This window comes from Kitasatospora sp. NPDC056273, from assembly GCF_042268845.1.
Taxonomy (GTDB): Bacteria; Actinomycetota; Actinomycetes; order Streptomycetales; family Streptomycetaceae; genus Kitasatospora.
The window spans coordinates 1-18,863 of record NZ_JBHJSJ010000011.1; the positions used below are offsets into that span (position 1 = coordinate 1).

An 18,863-nucleotide genomic window follows, 5' to 3' on the forward strand; every position below is an offset into this window, starting at 1 on the left:
GGGCCGCACGACGCGGCCGGGCGGACGACCACCACCTGAGGGCTCAGTCCTCCGGCGGCGGGCCCGGGGCGTCGACCGGGAGGCGGACGGCCAGGAGGGCGCCGGCGGCGACCAGGGCCGCCGTGAGCCCGAGGGCGAGCCGGTACGGTCCGGCGCCCGCGCCGTCGCCGAACGCGCCGATGAGGGCCGCGGTGGCGGCGATGCCGAGGGCGCCGCCGAGGGTGCGCAGGATGGTGAACAGGCCCATCGCACGGCCCATCGCGGGCGGCGGGACGTCGGCGAAGCCGGCGATCTGGACGGTGAGCACGGCGGTGCCCAGCACCAGTCCGACGGCGAACATCAACGCCCGTACGGCCCACGGGTTCTCCGCGAAGCCGAGCGCGGCCAGCACGGCCGCCGCCAGCAGCAACCCGGGCAGGGCCAGCCGGCGCGGGCCGAGGCGGGGCAGCAGGCGGTCCACCACCTGCGAGGCGGCCATCAGGCCGATGGCCTCCGGGAAGACGCTCAGCCCGGCGTCCAGGGCGGTGGCGCCGCGCGCCGCCTGGTAGAGCAGCGGCAGCACGAACAGGGCGCCCATCAGCCCGGCCGAGGTCAGCAGGGCCAGCCAGCTCGCCGTGCCGAAGGTGCGGTCGGCGAGCAGCCGCAGATCCACCAGGGGCTCGGCGGTGCGCAGTTGGTGCCGTACGGCGGCGCCCAGCAGGACCAGGCCGAGCAGTCCGCCGAGGGCCACGCCCGGGGAGGTCCAGCCGTGCGCCGGACCGAAGCCGAGGGCGTAGGTGAGCAGGCCGAGGCCGGGGGTGGCGAGCAGGAACCCGGTGGTGTCGAAGCGGCCGGCCGGGGGCTCCTGTTCGCCGCGCAGGCCGATCAGCCCGATCAGCACGGCGGCCGCGCCGATCGGCACGTTGACCAGGAACAGCCAGTGCCAGGAGAGGTGTTCGGTGAGGAAGCCGCCGAGCGGCGGCCCGAGGGCGGGCATCAGCGCGGTCGGGACGATCAGGATGCGGCCCAGGCCTGCCCGCTCGTGCGGGGCGAAGGCCCGGAACAGCAGGGTCATCCCGACCGGTGTGAGCAGCCCGCCGGCCACGCCCTGGACGGCCCGGGCGGCGGACAGCGTGCCCAGGCCGGGCGCCGCCGCGCAGAGCGCGGAGGCGAGGGTGAAGGCGGCGAGCGAGCCGAGGAAGACCCGCTTGACGCCGTACCGGTCGCCGAGCCAGCCGGCCACCGGCAGCCCGAGGGCGAGGCCGACCAGGAAGGCGGTCTCCACGGCGTTCGCCGCCGAGACCGGGCGGCCGAAGTCCTCGGCGATGCTGAACAGCGCCGGGTTGACGATGGTCGAGTCCAGGCCGTTCATGCACATCGCGGCCGTGTAGACGACCACCACCGCGGCGCGCCCCGCGAGCAGGGGGCGCGCCGGGGCCTGGACCGCCGGAGGGGTTGCCGGAGGGGTCACAGCGTGGTCCAGTGCGCGGTGATCCACTCCAGGGCGGCCGGCCGCTCGCAGGGGCCGTGGGCGACGGTCCAACCGGCCGGGACGGCGGCGAAGGCGGGCCACAGGGAGTGCTGTCCCTCGGCGTTGACGAGCGCGAGGAACTCGCCGTCGGCGTCGAAGGGGTTGGCGGGGGCGTCACTCATCGGTGGTCTTCTCCATCGTCGGTCGTCTTGTCGGACTGCTTGTCGGACTGCTTGAGGTGGTCGGCGATCACGCTCGCGATGTGCGCGATCGGCTCGGGCAGGGTCATGTCCTTGTGGGAACAGGCCACGTCGGTGTTGGCGATCCGGCCGGACACGTACGGCGTCCACAGCTCGGGCACCAGGGTGTCGTCGATGGTGTCGACGGTGGCGCGGAAGAACAGCACGTCGCCGTCGAAGCGGCGGTGGTCGTAGCCGCGCACCAGGTGGTTGGTGTTGAGGTAGATCCGGTTCAGCGCGGCCACGGTGCTCTCGTCCAGCCCGGCGAGCGGGCTGCCCTCGCGGCGCAACAGCGCGGTGACGGCGCCGAGTTCGAGCGGCAGGCCGTCGAGGTCCTCGGGCCCGAAGCCGCCCATGGTGAGCAGCGCCTCCAGCGCCTCGGCCTGGTCGGGGACGGGCAGCTCGCGGAAGCCCTCGGCGGGGTAGGCGTCCAGGATGGCGAGCAACTCGACCTGCTGGCCCAGCTCCTGGAGCCGGACGGCCACCGCGTGCGCGATGATCCCGCCGGTGGACCAGCCGAGCAGCCGGTACGGGCCCTCCGGCTGGACCTCGCGCAGCCGGTCGGCGTAGTGCGCGGCCAGCTCCTCCAGCGTTTCCGGGAGCGGGAGTTCGGCGGTGGCGGCACCGACGCCCTGGGCCTGGAGGCCGTAGATCGGCACCTCGCCGGGCAGGTTGCGGATCAGGCCGGTGTAGCACCAGCTGAGGCCGCCGGCCGGGTGGACGGCGAACAGCGGGCGCTGCCGGCCGGGGGCGACGGGCCGCAGCGGCAGCAGCACGTCCAGGGCGTCGGCGCCGGGCGCGCCCGCCGCGAGGGCGGCGTCCAGGGCGGCCACGGTGGACGCCTGGAACAGCGCGCCGATGCCGACCTCCAGTCCGAGCACCTCGCGGATCCGCCCGGCGAGCCGCACGACCAGCAGCGAGTGCCCGCCGAGTGCGAAGAAGTCGTCCTCGACGCCGACCGAGGCCACGCCCAGCACCTCGGCGAACAGTTCGCACAGCTGCTGCTCGCGCGGGGTGCGCGGCGGGCGGCCGGCGCCTGCGGCGGGGGCCTCGGGGGCGGGCAGGGCGCGGCGGTCGAGCTTGCCGTTGGCGGTCAGCGGGAGGCGGTCGAGCAGGACGACGGCGGAGGGCACCATGTGGGCGGGCAGTTCGGCGGCGGCGTGGGCGCGCAGCTCGTCCGGGGTGGCGGTGCCGAGCGGTCCCACGGCGCCGACCGGCGCGACCGCGTAGCCGACCAGCCGCTTGTCCCCCGGCACGTCCTCCCGCACCACCACGGCGGCGTCGGCGACGGCCGGGTGGGCGGCCAGCACGGCCTCGATCTCGCCGAGTTCGATCCGGAAGCCGCGCAGCTTGACCTGCTGGTCGGCGCGGCCGAAGTACTCCAGGACGCCGTCGGCGCGGCGCCGGGCGAGGTCCCCGGAGCGGTACATCCGGGTGCCGCGCTCGCCGAACAGCGCGGCGTACGGGTCGGCGACGAAGCGGGTGGCGGACAGCTCGGGGCGGCCGAGGTAGCCGCGGGCCAGGCCCGCCCCGGCCACGTACATCTCGCCGGTGACGCCGGGCGGGACGGGCTGGAGGTGCTGGTCGAGGACGTAGACCCGCAGGTCGGGGATGTTGACGCCGATGGTGCTGCTGCTCCCGGCGGCGGCGCTCGCCCGGTCCAGGGCGATGTACGAGACGTGCACGGTGGTCTCGGTGATGCCGTACATGTTGACCAGCGTGGGCGCGTCCTCGGCGTGCCGGTCGTACCAGTCGTCCAGCCGGGCGAGTTCGAGCGCCTCGCCGCCGAACACCACGTAGCGCAGGGCGAGTTCGCTGCCGGGGCGGTCCCGGTCGGCGGCGCTGAGCTGGTAGAAGGCGGACGGCGTCTGGTTGAGCACGGTGACCCGCTCGCGGGCGAGCAGGTCCAGGAAGGCCGCCGGGTCGCGGCTGACCAGGTGCGGGACGACGACCAGTCGGCCGCCGTGCAGCAGGGCGCCCCACAGCTCCCAGACCGAGAAGTCGAAGGCGTAGGAGTGGAACAGCGTCCACACGTCCTCGGCGCCGAAGCCGAACCAGTGGTCGGTGGCGCCGAACAGCCGGACCACGTTGCGGTGGGTGACCGGCACGCCCTTGGGCCGGCCGGTGGAGCCGGAGGTGTAGATGACGTACGCGGTGTCCTCGGCGCGCAGCGGGCGGGTGCGCTCGTGCTGCTCCAGCGGGACGGCCGGGAAGGCGGCGGACTCCGGCCCGTCGACCAGGAGTTGCCGCACCTCGTGGGCGGGCAGCCGGGGCGCGGTGGCGCGGTCGGTGAGCAGGGCGGCCGGGGTGGCGTCGGCCAGCATGTAGGCGAGCCGGTCGGCCGGGTAGTCGGGGTCGAGCGGCAGGTAGGCGGCGCCGGACTTGGCCACCGCCAGCAGGGCGACGACGAGTTCGAGCGAGCGCGGCAGAGCGAGCGCGACGATGGTGCCGGGACCGATGCCCTCGGCGGCCAGCAGCCGGGCCAACCGGTCCGAGCGGGCCGCGAGTTCGGTGTAGTCGAGCTGCTCGTCCCGGTAGCCCACCGCCACGGCGTGCGGATGGGCGGCGGCGGCCGCCTCGAACAGCTCGGGCAGGGTGGCGTCCGAAGACGTGTCCACCGACGGGCCGTTCCACTCGACCAGGGCGCGCCGCCGCTCCTCCTCGCTGATCAGCGGCAGCAGGCCGATCGGGGTGTCGGGGGCGCTCGCGGCGGCGGTGAGCAGCCGGGTCAGGCGCTCCCCGAGGGCGGCCACGGTGGCGTCGTCGAAGAGGTCGGTGCGGTACTCCAGGAAGCCGCCGATGCCGCCGCCGGGCAGTTCCCCGGCGTTCAGGGTGAGGTCGAACTTGGCGGTGCCGCTGGGGATCGCGGCGATGTCGGCGGTGAGGCCGCCGCCCAGGGCGGTCCGCTCGTCCGGGCGGCTCTGCCAGGCGAGCATCACCTGGAACAGCGGGTGGCGGGCGAGCGAGCGGGCCGGGTTGAGCTCCTCGACCAGGCGGTCGAAGGGCAGTTCGGCGTGCTCGTGCGCGGCGAGCACGGTGCCGCGGACCCGGGCCAGCAGCTCGCGGAAGGTCGGGTCGCCGGACGTGTCGGTGCGCAGCACCACCGAGTTGACGAAGTAGCCGACCAGTGCGGCGGTCTCCTCGTCCTCCCGGCCGGCCACCGGGGTGCCGACCGGGATGTCGGTGCCGGCGCCGTGCCGGGTGAGCAGGGCGGCGAGCCCGGCCTGGACGGCCATGAAGACGGTGCTGTCGGCGGCCCGGGCGAGCCCGGCCAGGGCGGTGTGCGCCTCGGCGCCGAGCGCGAAGGGCACGGTGGCCCCCTGGTGGCCGGCGACGGCCGGACGGGGGCGGTCGAGCGGGAGCTCCAGCTGGTCGGGCAGTCCGGCGAGCGCGGCGCGCCAGTGCTCCACCTGCCGGACGGCGAGCGGGCTGGGCGCGTCGGCGGTGCCGAGCCGCTCCCGCTGCCAGGCCGCGTGGTCGGCGAACTGGACGGCGAGTTCCAGCAGTTCCGGTTCCCGACCGGCGGTCCGGGCGCCGTAGGCGACGGCCAGGTCGCGCAGCAGCGGGGTGGTGGAGGCGCCGTCGCCCGCGATGTGGTGGAGCAGCAGGAGCAGGGTGTGCCGCTCGGGGCCGGCGGTGAACAGGCTCGCGCGCAGCGGCGGTTCGGCGGTCAGGTCGAAGGCGTACCGGACTTCATCGCCCAGCTCTCCGGTTCTCCCGTGGAGTTCGGGCCGGAACTCGGAGAGGATGCGCTGGTACGGCGTGCCGTCCGGCTCCTCCCCGTAGACGGTGCGCAGGACTTCGTGCCGGGCGACGAGGTCGCCGAGTGCGAGGCCGAGGGCGTGCCGGTCGAGCGGGCCGGTGAGGGTGAGCGCCAGCGGGATGTTGTAGGTGGGGCTGGGGCCTTCGAGGCGGTGCAGGAACCAGAGCCCGCGCTGGGCGGGCGAGAGCGGCATCCGCTCAGTGCGCGGCACGGGCACCAGGGCGGGGCGGTGCTCGGGCTCCGCCGGGTCGAACAGGGCGGCCTGGTCGAGCAGTTCGGCGAGGCCGGCCGGGGTCGGCTGCCGGAACACGTCGGCGAAGCCGACCGGGGCGGCGAAGGTCTCGCGCAGCCGGGCGGCCAGGCGGCCGGCGAGCAGCGAGTGGCCGCCGAGGTCGAAGAAGGAGGCCTCCCGGCCGGGTGCCTGCGGCAGGCCGAGGACCTCGGCGAACAGGCCGCAGACCAGTTCCTCCCGGGGCGTGGCCGCCGCGGTGCCCTCGGTGGCCGCGGCGGGCTCGGGCAGGGCCCGGTGGTCGAGCTTGTCGTGGGCGGTGCGCGGCAGTTCGTCCAGCAGCAGGACGGCCGCCGGGACCATGTGCGCGGGCAGCCGGGCGGCGAGCGCGGCGCGCAGCCCGTCCGGATCGGGCGTGCTGCCGCTCTCCGGGACGGCGTAGCCGAGCAGGCGCTTGCCCTGCGGGCCGGGGCGGGCGATCACCACGGCCTGGGCGACGCCCGGGAGTTCGGCGAGGACGGCGGCGATCTCGCCGGGCTCGATCCGGAAGCCGCGGATCTTCACCTGGTCGTCGGCCCGGCCGAGGAACTCCAGGGTGTTGTCGGGGCGGCGCCGGGCGAGGTCGCCGGTGCGGTACATCCGGCTGCCGGGCGGGCCGAAGGGGTCGGCGAGGAAGCGTTCGGCGGTGAGGTCGGGGCGGCCGAGGTAGCCGCGGGCCAGACAGGCGCCGGCCACGTACAGCTCGCCGGTGACGCCGTCGGGCGCGGGGCGCAGCGAGCCGTCCAGGACGTACGCGCGGGAGCCGCGCACCACCCGGCCGCGCGGGGCGCCGTCCGGGCCCGGGGTCCAGGCGTAGGCGTCGACGGTGGTCTCGGTCGGGCCGTAGAGGTCGACCGGGTGCAGACCGGGGACGGCGGCCAAGCGCTGCCAGAGGGCGGGCGGGGTGGCCTCGCCGCCGACCACGAGGACGGACGGGCGGTGCCGGCCCTCGTCCAGGATGCCTTCGGCGATCAGGACTTCGAGGTAGGAGGGGGTGAGGTCGAGGTAGTCGACGCGCTCGCGGTCGAGGTGGGCGGCGAGCGCGGCCGGGTCGCGGTAGGTGGCGTCGTCCAGCAGGTGGAGCTCGTGGCCGTGGACCATCCAGAGCACCGGGTCCCAGGAGGCGTCGAAGGCGAACGAGGCGCTGTGGGCGACGCGCAGCCGGTCCCGGCCGGCGCGGCGCAGGGCGGGGGCGACGTGGTCCTCGCCGAGGCCGGCGTGCAGGTTGGCCAGCGAGGCGTGGGTGACCACCACCCCCTTGGGGCGACCGGTGGAGCCCGAGGTGTGCAACACGTAGGCGGGCTGGCCGAGTCGGGGCGCGGGCGGGGCGGTGTCGGGCTCGCCGGCCGCGTCCTGCGGGCGGACGACGGGCAAGCCGGCGGGCAGGCCGAGCCCGGCGAGGGCGTCGGCGGTGCCGATCGCGCAGACCGGGCGGGCGTCGGCCAGCACGGCGGCGAGGCGCCGCTCGGGGTGGGCGAGGTCGAGGGAGACGCAGGCGCCGCCCGCCTTGAGGACGGCGAGCATCGCCACCAGGGTGTCGGTGCCGCGCGGCAGGGCGATCGCGACCGGTGCGCCGTCCTTGACGCCGAGGGCCGTCAGCCGGTGGGCGAGCCGGTTGGCGGCGGCGTCGAGCTGCCGGTAGGTCAGCGCGGCCGCGCCGGAGCGGACGGCGACGGCTTCCGGGGTGCGAGCGGCCTGGGCGGCGAACAGCTCGGGCACGGTCCGCTCGACCGGCGGCTCGGTACGGCCTTCGGTGGCGCGGCGCAGGCCGTCCGGGTCGAGCAGGTCGATCCGGGCGACGGGCGTCCGGGGGTCGGTGAGCAGCAGGTCGGCGAGGGCGTCGAGGTAGCGCAGCAGGCCGTCGCGGTGGGCGACGAGGGAGGCGGCCCCGTAGCGGGCCGGGTCGGCGTCGATGACCAGGCGCAGCGCGCCGTCCGGGCCGGGCGAGACGTTCAGGGCGAGGTCGTCGACCGGGCCGGCGGCGAGGTTGCGGACGGTGCCGGGCAGGCCGGCCAGGTCGAGGTCGCTCTCGAAGGCCTTGATGTTGACCATCGGGCCGAACAGGGCGCGGCGGTCGCCGGTGCGGCCGAGGTCGCGGCGCAGCTCCTCCAGCGGGTAGCGCTGGTGGCGGCGGACGGCGCGCAGCTCGCGGACCACGGCGCGCACCAGGGCCTCGGCGCTGTCGGCGGGGCGGACGGCGAGGCGCAGCGGGAGCACGTTGGCGGCGGCGACGGGGGTGCGCAGGGCGGCCGGGCCGCGGCGGTTGGCGAGCGGCAGGCCGAGGACGACGTCCTGGGTGCCGGTCAGGCGGTGCAGGTAGCCGGCCGCGGCGGCGAGGAGCAGCTCGGCCCAGGTGGCGCGGACGGCCTCGGCGGCGCGCTCCAGGCGGTCGCGGGTGCCGGCGGGCAGCTCGGCGGTGAGGCGGATCGATGCGCCGGACGCGCCGGCTTCGGGAGACGCGCCGGACTCGGGGGACGCGCCGGACTCGGGAGACGCGCCGGACTCGGGAGACGCGCCGGACTCGGGGGACGCGCCGGGCTCGGGGGTGCCCGGGAGGGTGGCCGGGGTGTCGGCGTCGGCCATCCGGGCCGACCAGTGGGCGCGGTCGGCCCCGTACTGCGCGCTCTCGCGGTAGGCGGCCTCCTCGGCGGCGGCCTCGGCGAGTCCGGCGAAGGGGTTCGGCGCGGGCTCGGCGCCGGTGACGAGGGCGGTGTAGAGGGCCGCGACCCGGTCACCGAGGAGGGTCAACGCGTAGGCGTCGACGGCGAGGTGGTGGATGCGGCGGTACCAGAGCCGACGGTCCCCGGTGAGCCGGATGAGCGCGTGGGTGAACAGCGGGCCCTCGGCGAGGTCGGCCGGGCGGGCGAGGTCGGCGCGCATCCAGGCCTCGGCCTCGGCGGCCGGGTCTTCGGCGGCGCGCAGGTCCAGGCGGTGCAGCGGCCAGTGGCGGCCGGGGCGCAGCCGCTGGCGGGGCGTGCCGTCCGGGTCGGTGACGACGACGGCGCTCAGCGCCTGGGCCTCCTCCACCGCCTGCCGCAGCGCCTGTTCGAACCGCTCGTCGTCGAGCGGGCCGGTGATCTCGACGGCGTCGCCGGTGTTGTAGACCGGACTGTCGGGGTCGAGGGCCTGGGCGTACCAGATGGCGGCCTGGGCGGCGAGCAGGGGGACGTCGGCGGCCTGACCGTCGACGGTCCGGCTGTGGGCGGCCCGACTGTCGGCGATCTGGCTGTCGACGGTCTGACTGTCGGCGATCTGGGTTTCGACGGCAGGCATGGGGTGGAGAGCTCCTCGGGGGATCCGGAACGCCTTACTTAGGTTAGCCTAATCTAAGTTCATATGATCTGGTCAACGGCCCCGCAGGGTCGGGCCCCTGACACCCCGGAGACGCCACCCGTGCCCCAGACCGAACCGCTGCCGCAGAGCGCCGAACCCACCGGACCAACCGGACCAACCGGACCCAGCGCCGCCAAGCGGGCCGTGCGCGAGCACGTCCTCGCCCTGCGGACGGAACTCCTCGCGCTCAGCCACCGCATCCACGCCCACCCCGAGACCGCCTTCGAGGAGCACCTGGCGGCCGCCTGGTGCTCCGAACTGCTGCGCGCACACGGCTACTCGGTCACCGCGCCCGCCCACGGCCTGGCCACCGCCTTCGACGCACGCCTCGGCAGCGGGCCGGTCACCGTCGCGCTGGTCTGCGAGTACGACGCCCTGCCCGGACTCGGCCACGCCTGCGGGCACAACCTGATCGCCGCCGCCGGGATCGGCGCGGCGCTCGGGCTCGCCCCGTACGCGGACGAACTCGGGCTCACCGTACGGGTGATCGGCGCGCCGGCCGAGGAGCGCGGAGCGGGCAAGGCCCTGCTGCTGGAGGCCGGGGCGTTCGACGGGGTGGACGCGGCCATGATGGTCCACCCCTGCCCCGTCGAGGTCGCCGACTTCCGCTCCTTCGCCCTCGGCACGCTCTCCGTCCGCTACACCGGGCGCGCCGCCCACCCGAGCCTCGACCCGCACCGGGGGCGCAACGCCGCCGACGCGCTCACCGTCGCCCAGGTCGCGATCGGGCTGCTGCGCCAGCACCTCCCGCCGCAGTGGCGGGTGCACGGCATCACCACGGCGGCCGGCACGGCGCCGAACCTGATCCCGGACAGCGCGAGCGCCGAGTACGAGATCCGGGCCTCGGCGGCCGAGGACCTCGCCGAACTGCGCTCCCGGGTCGAGGACTGCTTCCGCGCCGGGGCACTCGCCACCGGCTGCGAGGTGGAACTGACCCGACCCGAACCGGACTACCTGGACATGCGCTCCGACCCCCGGCTGCTGACGCTGTGGCGGGCCAACGCGGCGGCGCTCGGCCGGCCGGAACCGGTCGAGAGCGGACCCTTCGCCTGTACGGACATGGGGAACGTGTCGCACGCGGTGCCGTCGATCCATCCGGTGCTGGACATCACCGGCGGCGCCTGCGCCCCGCACGAGGCGGCGTTCGCCGAGGCGGCGCTGGGCGCGGACGCGGAGCGGGCGGTGCTGGACGGCGCGGTGGCGATGGCGTGGACGGCGGCGGACCTGGCGGCGGATCTTGCGGCGGAGTCGGCGGAGTCGGCGGAGTCGGCGGAGTCGGCGGCAGCGACGAACGAATGACGGCCGACAACTTTCAGCGAACAGATAACGAAATCTGTTCGCTGAAAGTTGTCATCTGTTATCTGTTACCCGTCGACCGTCTTCCGTCAGCCGTCGCCCCCGGCGCCCCGGGTCCCGCTCACCCGCCGAGCAGCACCCCGGGCGCCACCCGCACCGCCGTCACGCCCAACTCCCGCACCAGCGCCCCGACCTCGCCCTCCTGCCACGGGTCGGCGAGCACCACGGCGGCGCCGGTCCGCAGCGGCCACAGGTACTCCCAGAGCGGCAGGCCCAGCTGCAGCACCCGGTCGCCCGGCCCGAGCGGGTGGGCCGCCTGGAGCTCGCGCACCCGGCGGTCCGCCTCGGCGTGGGTGAGCCGGACGGCGCTCGGGCGCCCGCCCGGGCCGTACCCGACGCAGAGCAGATGGTGCGGGGTCAGCGCCCGGGGCGGGTCGGTGGGCAGCTCGCCCTCCGTCTCCAGCCCGGCCAGCGCCCCCGGCACCCCCTCCCCCAGCACGCAGACCGGAGCGTTCTCCACGAGCAGCCGCTCGCGCCGCCCGGGCGTGTCCGACGGGTCCAGCGGAAGGTACGCCGCACCCGACTTCGCCACCGCCAGCAGCGCCGTCACCAGCTCCGCCGGACGGCGGAACGCCGCCAGGCCGACCACCGCACCCGGGCGGGCCCCACGGGCGGCCAGGGCGCGCGCCAGCCGGTTGGCCGAGGCGTTCAACTCCCGGTAGCCGACGGTCTCCCCGCCCGCGAGCACCAGCGCCGGCGCGTCCGGCGTCCGCGCCGCCTGCGCCTCGACCGGCCCCACCGCGGTGGTGGCCGGGTAGCGCACCGTCCGGCGCGGCAGCGGAGGCAGTTCGGGCACCTCGGGCAGCACCGCCCCGCGGGCCGCGTCCCGGTCCCCGTCCCGAACCGGCTCCCGGAGCGGATCCCGCACCGGGTCCCGCAGCGCCTCGCCCACCCCCGCCGCCATCACGCCGCGCCCAGCAGCTCGGCCCAGGCCTCGATCGCCGGGCGCTCCGCGAGCTGGACGAACGCCACCTCGGCGCCTTCCTCCTGCCAGCGCCCGGCGAGGGTCATCAGCCGGATGGAGTCCAGCCCCCAGTCGACCAGGTTCTCGTCCAGCGGGATCTCCGCCGGGTCCTCGCCGAGCAGGTCGGCGACCTCGGCCCGGATCCGCTCCACCGTGAAGCCCGTACCCGTCACTTGCCGCCCACCCCTTCGAGCACGTCGACGCCTGCGGCGTCCAAGCCGGCCGTGGCGTCCAGGCCGGCCGCCGCAGCGGCCGGAGCCATCGCCCCGAGCACGGTCTCCGCCGTGGCGACCATCCCGCAGCGCCCGGCCACCCAGGCCAGCGCACCGCGGTGCTCCGCCGGGCCGAAGTCGGCGACCGCGTCGGCCACCACGAAGGCCTGCACGTCCCGCATCCAGGCGTCGCAGGCGGTCGCCTGCACCCCGATGTGCGCGTACACGCCGGTGATCACCAGCTGGTCCCGCCCCTGCTCGCGCAGCAGCTGCTCCAACTCGGTGCGCACGAAGGCGCTGTACTTCCACTTGGTCAGCACGGTGTCGCCCGGCGCCGGGGCGACGGCGTCGGCGATCGCGGTGGCCCGCGGGTCGGCCGGGATGCCCGGGCCCCAGAAGTCCTGCTGCAGCCCGCGCTCGGCCGGGCTCTGCCCACCGAGCTGCGCCGAGTACACGACGGGCACGCCGGCGGCACGCGCGGCCTCCGCCAACGCCTGGACGTTGCCGAGGAGTTCGGTCACCGGCGCGGCCTCGGCATCGAAGGCGTCCAGGAAGTGGTTCTGCAGGTCGTGCACCAGCAGGACGGCGCGCGCCGGGTCGACCGTCCAGGCGACCCGGTTGGCGGGCAGTTCCTCGGCGGCGGGCATGGGATAGCGGGGAATGCGGGGCAGGCCCACGGTGGTGTTCCTTAGCTAGATGTGGCGAGGTGGCGACGAAGGACGGAGGCGTCAGCCGGTGGTCAGCGAGGCCGCGATCGCGGCCCGCAGCTCCTTCTTGCTGACCTTCCCGATCCCGGTGGCCGGGAAGGCGGCGACGAACTCGACCCGGTCCGGCACCTTGTACTCGGCGAGCCCGCGCTGTCGCACGAACCGCTTCAACTCGACGCCCTTCGGGGGCTGTTCACGACTCTCGGCGCGCAGCACCACGTACGCGCAGGTGCGCTCGCCCAGGTACGGGTCGGGCATCGACACCACCGCCGCGTCGTGCACCGCGGGGTGCGCGAGCAGGTGGTTCTCGATCTCCTCGGCGGCGACCTTCTCCCCGCCCCGGTTGATCTGGTCCTTGGCCCGTCCCTCGACCACCAGGTGGCCGGTGGGGGTGCGCCGGACCAGGTCCCCGGTGCGGTAGAAGCCGTCCGCCGTGAAGGAGTCGGCGTTGTGCCCGGGCGCGTTCCAGTAGCCGCGGATGGTGTACGGGCCGCGCGTGAGCAGGTGTCCGGTGGCGCCGTCGGGCAGGTCCCGGTCCTGGTCGTCGACGACCCGGACCTCGTCGTCGGGCGAGATCGGCCGGCCCTGGGTGGTGGTGACCAGCTCCTCCGGGTCGTCCAGCCGGGTGTAGTTGACCAGGCCCTCGGCCATCCCGAACACCTGCTGGAGCGTGCAGCCCAGCACCGGGCGCACCCTCCGGGCCGCCTCCTCGCTGAACTTGGCGCCGCCGACCAGCAGCACCTCCAGGCTCTCGTAGCCGCGGACACCGCGCTCGGCGGCGTCCAGCCAGAGCAGCGCGAGCGGCGGCACCAGCCCGGTGATGGTCACGCCCTCGCGCTCGATCAGCGGGAAGGCCGTCTCGGGGGCGGGCTGCGGGCAGAGCACCACCCGACCGCCGGCGTACAGCGTGCCGAGCGAACCCGGCGAACTGAGCGGGAAGTTGTGGGCGGCGGGCAGCACGCACAGGTACACGCTGTCCGGGTCCTGGCCGCACAGCTCGACCGAGCCGCGCAGCGAGTAGATGTAGTCGTCGTGGGTGCGCGGGATCAGCTTCGGCACACCGGTGCTGCCGCCGGAGAGCTGGAGGAAGGCGACGTCCTCGGGACCGGGCTCCCCGCCGAAGGCCTCCGGACCCGGCCCGTCGCAGGGCACGTCCGCGAGCCGGACGTGCTCCCCCGGGTCCTCGCCGGCCACCAGCACCAGCCGCAGCGCGGGGTTCTCCGCCCGTACCCGGCTGGCGAGTTCGCGGTAGTCGAAGCCGCCCTCGACGGCGGGCACCACGTACGCCGCCGCCCCGGTGAAGGAGCAGAAGTACCCGATCTCGGCGTACCGGTGGGCGGGCAGCGCGAAGACCGGCAGCGCGCCGATCCGGAACAGCGCGAACACGACCTCGAAGAACTCGGCGGCGTTGGGCAGTTGGACCACCACCCGGTCCCCGGCCCGGATGCCCCGGGCGAGCAGTCCGGCGGCCATCCGGTCGGCCCGGCGGTCGAGTTCGGCGTACGTCCAGCGCCGCTCGGTCGCCGCCACGCCGTGGCCGCCCGGGTCGACGACGGCGGTGCGCCCGCCGTGCTCGGCGGCGCGCTCGCGCAGCATCCGCCCGAAGGTCTCGCCGCGCCAGTACCCGGCGGCCCGGTAGCGCTCGGCGAACTCGGCGGGGTACGGGGTGAAGCCCGCCCGGGCCGTCTCCAGCGGCGTCACCGGGCCACCCCCGCGGCGTCCAGGAAGGTGCGGAACTTGGCGCTGGTCTCGGCGAGTTCGGCCTCCGGCCGGGACTGCTCGACCACGCCGGCGCCGGCGTACACCCGCAGCGTCCGCCCCTCCGCCTCGGCGCAGCGGATGGTGACCACCCACTCGCCGTCGCCGGTCGCGTCCTCCCAGCCGACCATGCCGGTGTAGAGGCCGCGGTCGAAGGGCTCGACCTCGCCGATCACCCGGCGGGCGACGTCCGTCGGCGTGCCGCAGACCGCCGGGGTGGGGTGCAGCGCGCAGGCCAGTTCGAGGGCGGAGACCGTCGGGTCGGCCAGCTCGCCGCGGATCGTGGTGGCCAGGTGCCACATCGCGGCCGTCCGTACCAGGGTGGGCCGTTCGGGCACCTCCAGGGTGCGGCAGTACGGCGCCAGCGCCTCGCGGATGGCGTCCACCACGACGGCGTGCTCGTGCAGGTCCTTGGGCGACTCCAGCAGCGCGGCGGCGCGCCGGACGTCCTCGCCGAGGTCCTCGCTGCGCGGCACGGAGCCGGCCAGCGGGTTGGCCAGCACGGCCGTTCCCCGCCGGGAGAGCAGGAGTTCGGGGCTGGCGCCGACCAGGGTGCGGCCGCCGCCGGACGGGACGGCGAAGGTGTAGCCGCCCGGGTCGCGGCGGGCCAGCCGCTGCAGGATGGCGGGCAGGTCGAGCGGCCGCGCGGCGCTCAGCTCCAGCGTCCTGGCCAGCACCACCTTGCTCAACTCCCCGCCGCGCAGCCGCTCGACGGCCGCCGCGACGCCCGCGCCGTACGCCTCGGGCGCGGGCACCGGGTCGATCCGCCAGTCGGCCTGCTCGGCCGGCGGCGCGGGCAGGGCGATCAGCGGGTCGTCGCGCAGCGCCCCGGCGGTGCGGACCCGGGCGGGGACGGCGAGTTCGACCCGGCTGTCCCGGTCGAACGCCACCGCGCCGACCACCAGCGGCCGTTCGACGCCGGAGCGGCCCGCCTCGGCCAGCGTCTCGGCGACCCGCACCGGCAGCGGCCGCCCGTCCTGCGGCACCCGGGCGTGCACCCCGGAGCCGAGCAGGGTGCGGGTCGGCGAGGCGAAGAACGCCTCGTCGGAGCCGGCCCGGTACTGGCCGAGCAGTCCGCTGGCCGCGCCGATGACGGCGTGGTCCTGGCCCTCGGCGAGGGCGGTCGCCGGGGCGTCGGGCCCGGCGGGTATCGGCCCGGCGGGGGCGTGGTGCACCGTGGTCACGGCGGTTTCTCCAGTCTGGGACGGTTCTTCGGGGGTGGGAGGAGGACCGGCGGCGTTCCGCTCAGGCGCGCAGGGTCGCGCCGCCGTCGACGTACAGGTCGTGCATGGTGATGTGCCGCGCCCGGTCGGAGGCCAGGAACACCACGGCCTCCGCGATGTCGGCGGGCGCGGCGATCCGCCCGAGCGGGATGCCGACCCGCCAGGCGCCCAGGTCGCCCTCGATCACCCGGCGTTCGGCCGCCTCGGCGTCCTCGCCCCACAGCGCGCGCTGCATCGCGGTGTCGGTCGAGCCGGGCGACACCACGTTGCACCGCACCCCGGACCGGGCGAGCTCCAGCCCCAGGCAGCGGGTGAACATGGTGGCCGCCGCCTTGGACGCCGCGTAGGCGGCCATCCCGGCGCGCGGCACCCCGGCGGCGTTGGACCCGACGGTCACGACCGCTCCGCGTCCGCGATCCGCCATCCGGCGGCCGACGGCGCGGCTGGTGTGGAAGACGCCGGTGGTGTTGACGGCGAAGGTGTCCGCCCAGTCCCCGTCGGTGAGTTCGACGACCGGGGCGGTGCGCAGGATTCCCGCGACGTTGACCAGCACGCCGATCGGTCCGAGCCGGCTCTCGATCGACTCCACGGTGCTGTCGACCGCCCGGGCGTCCGAGACGTCCAGCGCGTAGGGACGCACGGACGGCAGTTCGGCCGCCAGCGCGTCGATCCCGCCGGGATCGCGGTCCACCGCCGCGACGACGGCTCCCTCGGCCACCAGCGCCCGCACCACGGCCGCGCCGATGCCCTGCCCGGCCCCGGTGACCATCGCGACGGCACCGGCGAATTCGGACTGTTGCTGCACAGGACATCCCCTCCGACCAGCAAGATTAGGCAAGCCTAACCTAACACAGCTGTTCGCCTGTGCCGAGCGCCTGTACGAATTCCGCTGCTTCGCCGTCAACTCGCTCCGGACGCACGGAGGCCGTCCGCCCCGGACGATCCGGCGGCCCCGGTCTCCTTCCGGCACCGAAGAGCCGGCACCGAGAAGCGGGCATCGAAGAGCGGGTGCCAAAAGGCCGGCACCGAAAAGCCGGCACCGAAAAACGGGTGCCGAAAAGCGGGTGCCGCCCACCCGTGGATGAAGCAGCATGAGCCGTATGTCTGATACCTCAGTACTCACCCGGGCCGAGGCCGTCGAGCGCCACCGCCTGCTCGACGTCCGCACCGTCCGCCTCGACCTCGACCTGACCCGCGGTCCGGAGGTCTTCGGCTCCACCACGGTGATCCGCTTCGGCTGTACCACCCCGGGCGCCGGGACCTACGTGGACGTCAAACCGGCCGCGCTCCGCCGGGTGGTGCTGAACGGCCGCGAACTGGACGTCGCCGCGCTGCGCGCCGGGCGCTTCCCGCTGACCGGCCTGGCGGCCGACAACGAGCTCACCGTCGAGGCCGACATGGCCTACTCGCACACCGGCGAGGGCATGCACCGCTTCACCGACCCGGCCGACGGCGAGGACTACGTCTACACCCAGTCCTTCCTCGACGACGGCCCGCGGGTGTTCGCGTCCTTCGACCAGCCCGACCTCAAGGCGCGGTACACGGTGTCCGTCACCGCGCCGCGGCAGTGGACCGTGGTCGGCAACGGCGTGGGCCGCCAGGTCACGCCCGGGCGCTGGGAGTTCGCGCCCACCCCGGCGATCAGCAGCTACCTGGTCTCCGTGGTGGCCGGCCCGCTGCACTCGGTGCGCGCCGAGCACGACGGGATCCCGCTCGGCCTGCACTGCCGCCGCTCGCTCGCCGCCCACCTGGACGCCGACGCCCCCGAGCTGCTGGAGGTCACCCGGCAGGGCTTCGACCACTACCACCGGGTCTTCCGGCACCGCTACCCCTTCGACAGCTACGACCAGTGCTTCGTGCCGGAGTTCAACGCCGGCGCGATGGAGAACCCGGGCTGCGTCACGCTGCGCGACGAGTTCGTGTTCCGCTCCGCCGTGGACGACACCAGGCGCGAGGAGCGCGCCCTGGTGGTGGTGCACGAGATGGCGCACATGTGGTTCGGCGACCTGGTCACCATGAAGTGGTGGGACGACCTGTGGCTGAACGAGTCCTTCGCCGAGTACATGGCCTACAGCGTCACCGCCTCCTCCACCCGCTTCACCAACGCCTGGACCGGCTTCGCCGCCAACCGCAAGACCTGGGGCTACGACGCCGACCAGCGCCCCTCCACCCACCCGGTGGCACCCGGCACGGTGGACGACACCGCCCAGGCGCTGCAGAACTTCGACGGCATCTCCTACGCCAAGGGCGCCGCCGCGCTGCGCCAGCTGGTCGCCTGGCTCGGCGAGGAGGCCTTCCTGGCCGGCGTCAACGACTACTTCGACGAGCACGCCTTCGGCAACGCCACCCTCGACGACTTGCTCCGTGCCCTGGCCGCGACCAGCGGCCGCGACGTCCACGGCTGGGCCGACCGCTGGCTGCGCACCACCGGCGTGGACACCCTGCGGCTGACCGACGGCCGGATCGAGCACACCTCGGCCGACGGCGGGCCGCGCCCGCACCAGCTGACCGTGGGCCACTACCGGCGCACCGCCGAGGGCGCCCTGGAGCTGGCCGACCGCGTGCCGCTCGACCTGGCGGCCGACAGCACCGCGGCGGTGAAGACCGACGCCGAGCTGACCCTGCTCAACGACACCGACCTCAGCTTCGTCAAGATCCGTCTCGACCCCGGCTCCTGGCGGACCGTGCGCTCCTCACTCGGCGCCGTGCCCGAGGAGCTGGCCCGGGCCGTGCTCTGGAGCGCCGCCCGGGACCAGGTGCGCGACGGGGAGCTGGCACCCGGCGAGTACCTGGAGCTGGTCGCCGCCCACCTGCCCGGCGAGACCTCGGTGCACCTGGTCGACGCGGTGCTCTCCTTCGCCCGCGACTTCGTGGTGGACTGCGCCGTGCCGCCGACCGCACGGCCGGCGGCACTGGCCGTCCTGAACGAGGTCTGCCGCACCCTGCTGCGGCGCACCGAGGACGAAACGGACCGCACCGGGCTGCGCCTCGTGGCCGCGCGCGGCGTGATCGGCACCGCCGCCGGCGAGGCGCAGGCCGCCGAGCTGCGCGACTGGCTGGCGGCCGGCACCGTGCCCGGCGGGCCGGTGCTCGACCCGGACCTGCGCTGGCAGCTGCTGCTTCGGCTGTGCGTGCTCGGCGCGGCGGGCGAGCCGGAGATCGCCGCCGAACTCGCCGCCGACCCCAGCGACACCAGCGAGAAGGGCGCCGCGCGCTGCCGCGCCGCGCTGCCCGACCCGGGGGCCAAGGAGGCAGCCTGGCAGGCGCTGTTCCACGGCGAGCTCTCCAACTACCTGGCCGCCGCCACCGCCAGGGGCCTGTGGCAGCCCGAGCAGGCCGAGCTGCTGGACGGGCTGACCGCCCGCTACTTCGAGGAGCTGGGGTCGGCCACCGCCCGCCGCGGCCCCGCACTGGCCCGGGTGCTCGCCACCACGGGCTTCCCCGCCTTCGCCGCCACCGACCGGACGGTACGGGCGGCCGAGGCCTGCCTGGCCGACCCGGAGCTCACCGCGGCGACCCGGCGCGGACTGGTGGACCAGCTGGACACCCTGCGCCGCGCCGTCCGGGCACGGGCGCGGGCCGAGCAGTAG

Annotated in this window: 11 protein-coding genes; 2 read left to right on the forward strand and 9 right to left on the reverse strand. The window is 75.6% G+C overall.

The window, feature by feature from the left end:
• Positions 1 to 43: 43 nt before the first annotated feature.
• The 3 genes from ACFCY1_RS12305 to ACFCY1_RS12315 are packed head-to-tail and all read right to left on the reverse strand — an operon-like array spanning position 44 to position 8,993.
• Positions 44 to 1,450, reverse strand: coding sequence for a DHA2 family efflux MFS transporter permease subunit (locus ACFCY1_RS12305; RefSeq protein WP_375874448.1), 1,407 nt, complete (start codon positions 1,448 to 1,450; stop codon positions 44 to 46).
• Positions 1,447 to 1,632, reverse strand: coding sequence for an MbtH family protein (locus tag ACFCY1_RS12310; RefSeq protein WP_049656914.1), 186 nt, complete (start codon positions 1,630 to 1,632; stop codon positions 1,447 to 1,449). Before ACFCY1_RS12310 ends, ACFCY1_RS12305 begins: the two co-directional genes overlap by 4 nt.
• On the reverse strand, positions 1,629 to 8,993 hold the full coding sequence (locus tag ACFCY1_RS12315; RefSeq protein WP_375874449.1) for an amino acid adenylation domain-containing protein: 7,365 nt from the start codon (positions 8,991 to 8,993) through the stop codon (positions 1,629 to 1,631). Before ACFCY1_RS12315 ends, ACFCY1_RS12310 begins: the two co-directional genes overlap by 4 nt.
• A 63-nt stretch (positions 8,994 to 9,056) precedes the next feature.
• On the opposite strand from ACFCY1_RS12315, the gene ACFCY1_RS12320 reads away from it, so the two are divergent.
• Positions 9,057 to 10,352 carry an amidohydrolase gene (locus ACFCY1_RS12320; RefSeq protein ID WP_375874450.1) on the forward strand — a complete coding sequence of 432 codons (1,296 nt, stop codon included), beginning with the start codon at positions 9,057 to 9,059 and terminating at the stop codon, positions 10,350 to 10,352.
• Positions 10,353 to 10,470: 118 nt separating this feature from the next.
• Here ACFCY1_RS12320 and ACFCY1_RS12325 read toward each other — a convergent pair whose 3' ends face one another.
• The 6 genes from ACFCY1_RS12325 to ACFCY1_RS12350 all read right to left on the reverse strand — a co-directional run bounded on the left by ACFCY1_RS12325 (position 10,471) and on the right by ACFCY1_RS12350 (position 16,111).
• Positions 10,471 to 11,313 (reverse strand): AMP-binding protein, encoded by an 843-nt coding sequence (locus ACFCY1_RS12325; RefSeq protein ID WP_375874451.1) that lies wholly within the window; start codon positions 11,311 to 11,313, stop codon positions 10,471 to 10,473.
• Positions 11,313 to 11,546 (reverse strand): phosphopantetheine-binding protein, encoded by a 234-nt coding sequence (locus ACFCY1_RS12330; protein WP_049657883.1) that lies wholly within the window; start codon positions 11,544 to 11,546, stop codon positions 11,313 to 11,315. The genes ACFCY1_RS12325 and ACFCY1_RS12330 overlap by 1 nt, the downstream gene beginning before the upstream one ends.
• Positions 11,543 to 12,262: an isochorismatase family protein gene (locus ACFCY1_RS12335; protein ID WP_375874452.1), complete on the reverse strand. Its 720-nt coding sequence runs from the start codon at positions 12,260 to 12,262 to the stop codon at positions 11,543 to 11,545. The genes ACFCY1_RS12330 and ACFCY1_RS12335 overlap by 4 nt, the downstream gene beginning before the upstream one ends.
• A 51-nt stretch (positions 12,263 to 12,313) precedes the next feature.
• Positions 12,314 to 13,993, reverse strand: coding sequence for a (2,3-dihydroxybenzoyl)adenylate synthase (locus ACFCY1_RS12340; protein WP_375874453.1), 1,680 nt, complete (start codon positions 13,991 to 13,993; stop codon positions 12,314 to 12,316).
• Positions 13,990 to 15,201: an isochorismate synthase DhbC gene (dhbC, locus tag ACFCY1_RS12345; RefSeq protein WP_375874558.1), complete on the reverse strand. Its 1,212-nt coding sequence runs from the start codon at positions 15,199 to 15,201 to the stop codon at positions 13,990 to 13,992. Before dhbC ends, ACFCY1_RS12340 begins: the two co-directional genes overlap by 4 nt.
• 94 nt (positions 15,202 to 15,295) lie before the next feature.
• Positions 15,296 to 16,111, reverse strand: coding sequence for a 2,3-dihydro-2,3-dihydroxybenzoate dehydrogenase (locus ACFCY1_RS12350; RefSeq protein WP_375874454.1), 816 nt, complete (start codon positions 16,109 to 16,111; stop codon positions 15,296 to 15,298).
• Positions 16,112 to 16,373: 262 nt separating this feature from the next.
• Between ACFCY1_RS12350 and pepN the strand changes: the two genes are divergently transcribed.
• Positions 16,374 to 18,863 (forward strand): aminopeptidase N, encoded by a 2,490-nt coding sequence (pepN, locus tag ACFCY1_RS12355; RefSeq protein ID WP_375874455.1) that lies wholly within the window; start codon positions 16,374 to 16,376, stop codon positions 18,861 to 18,863.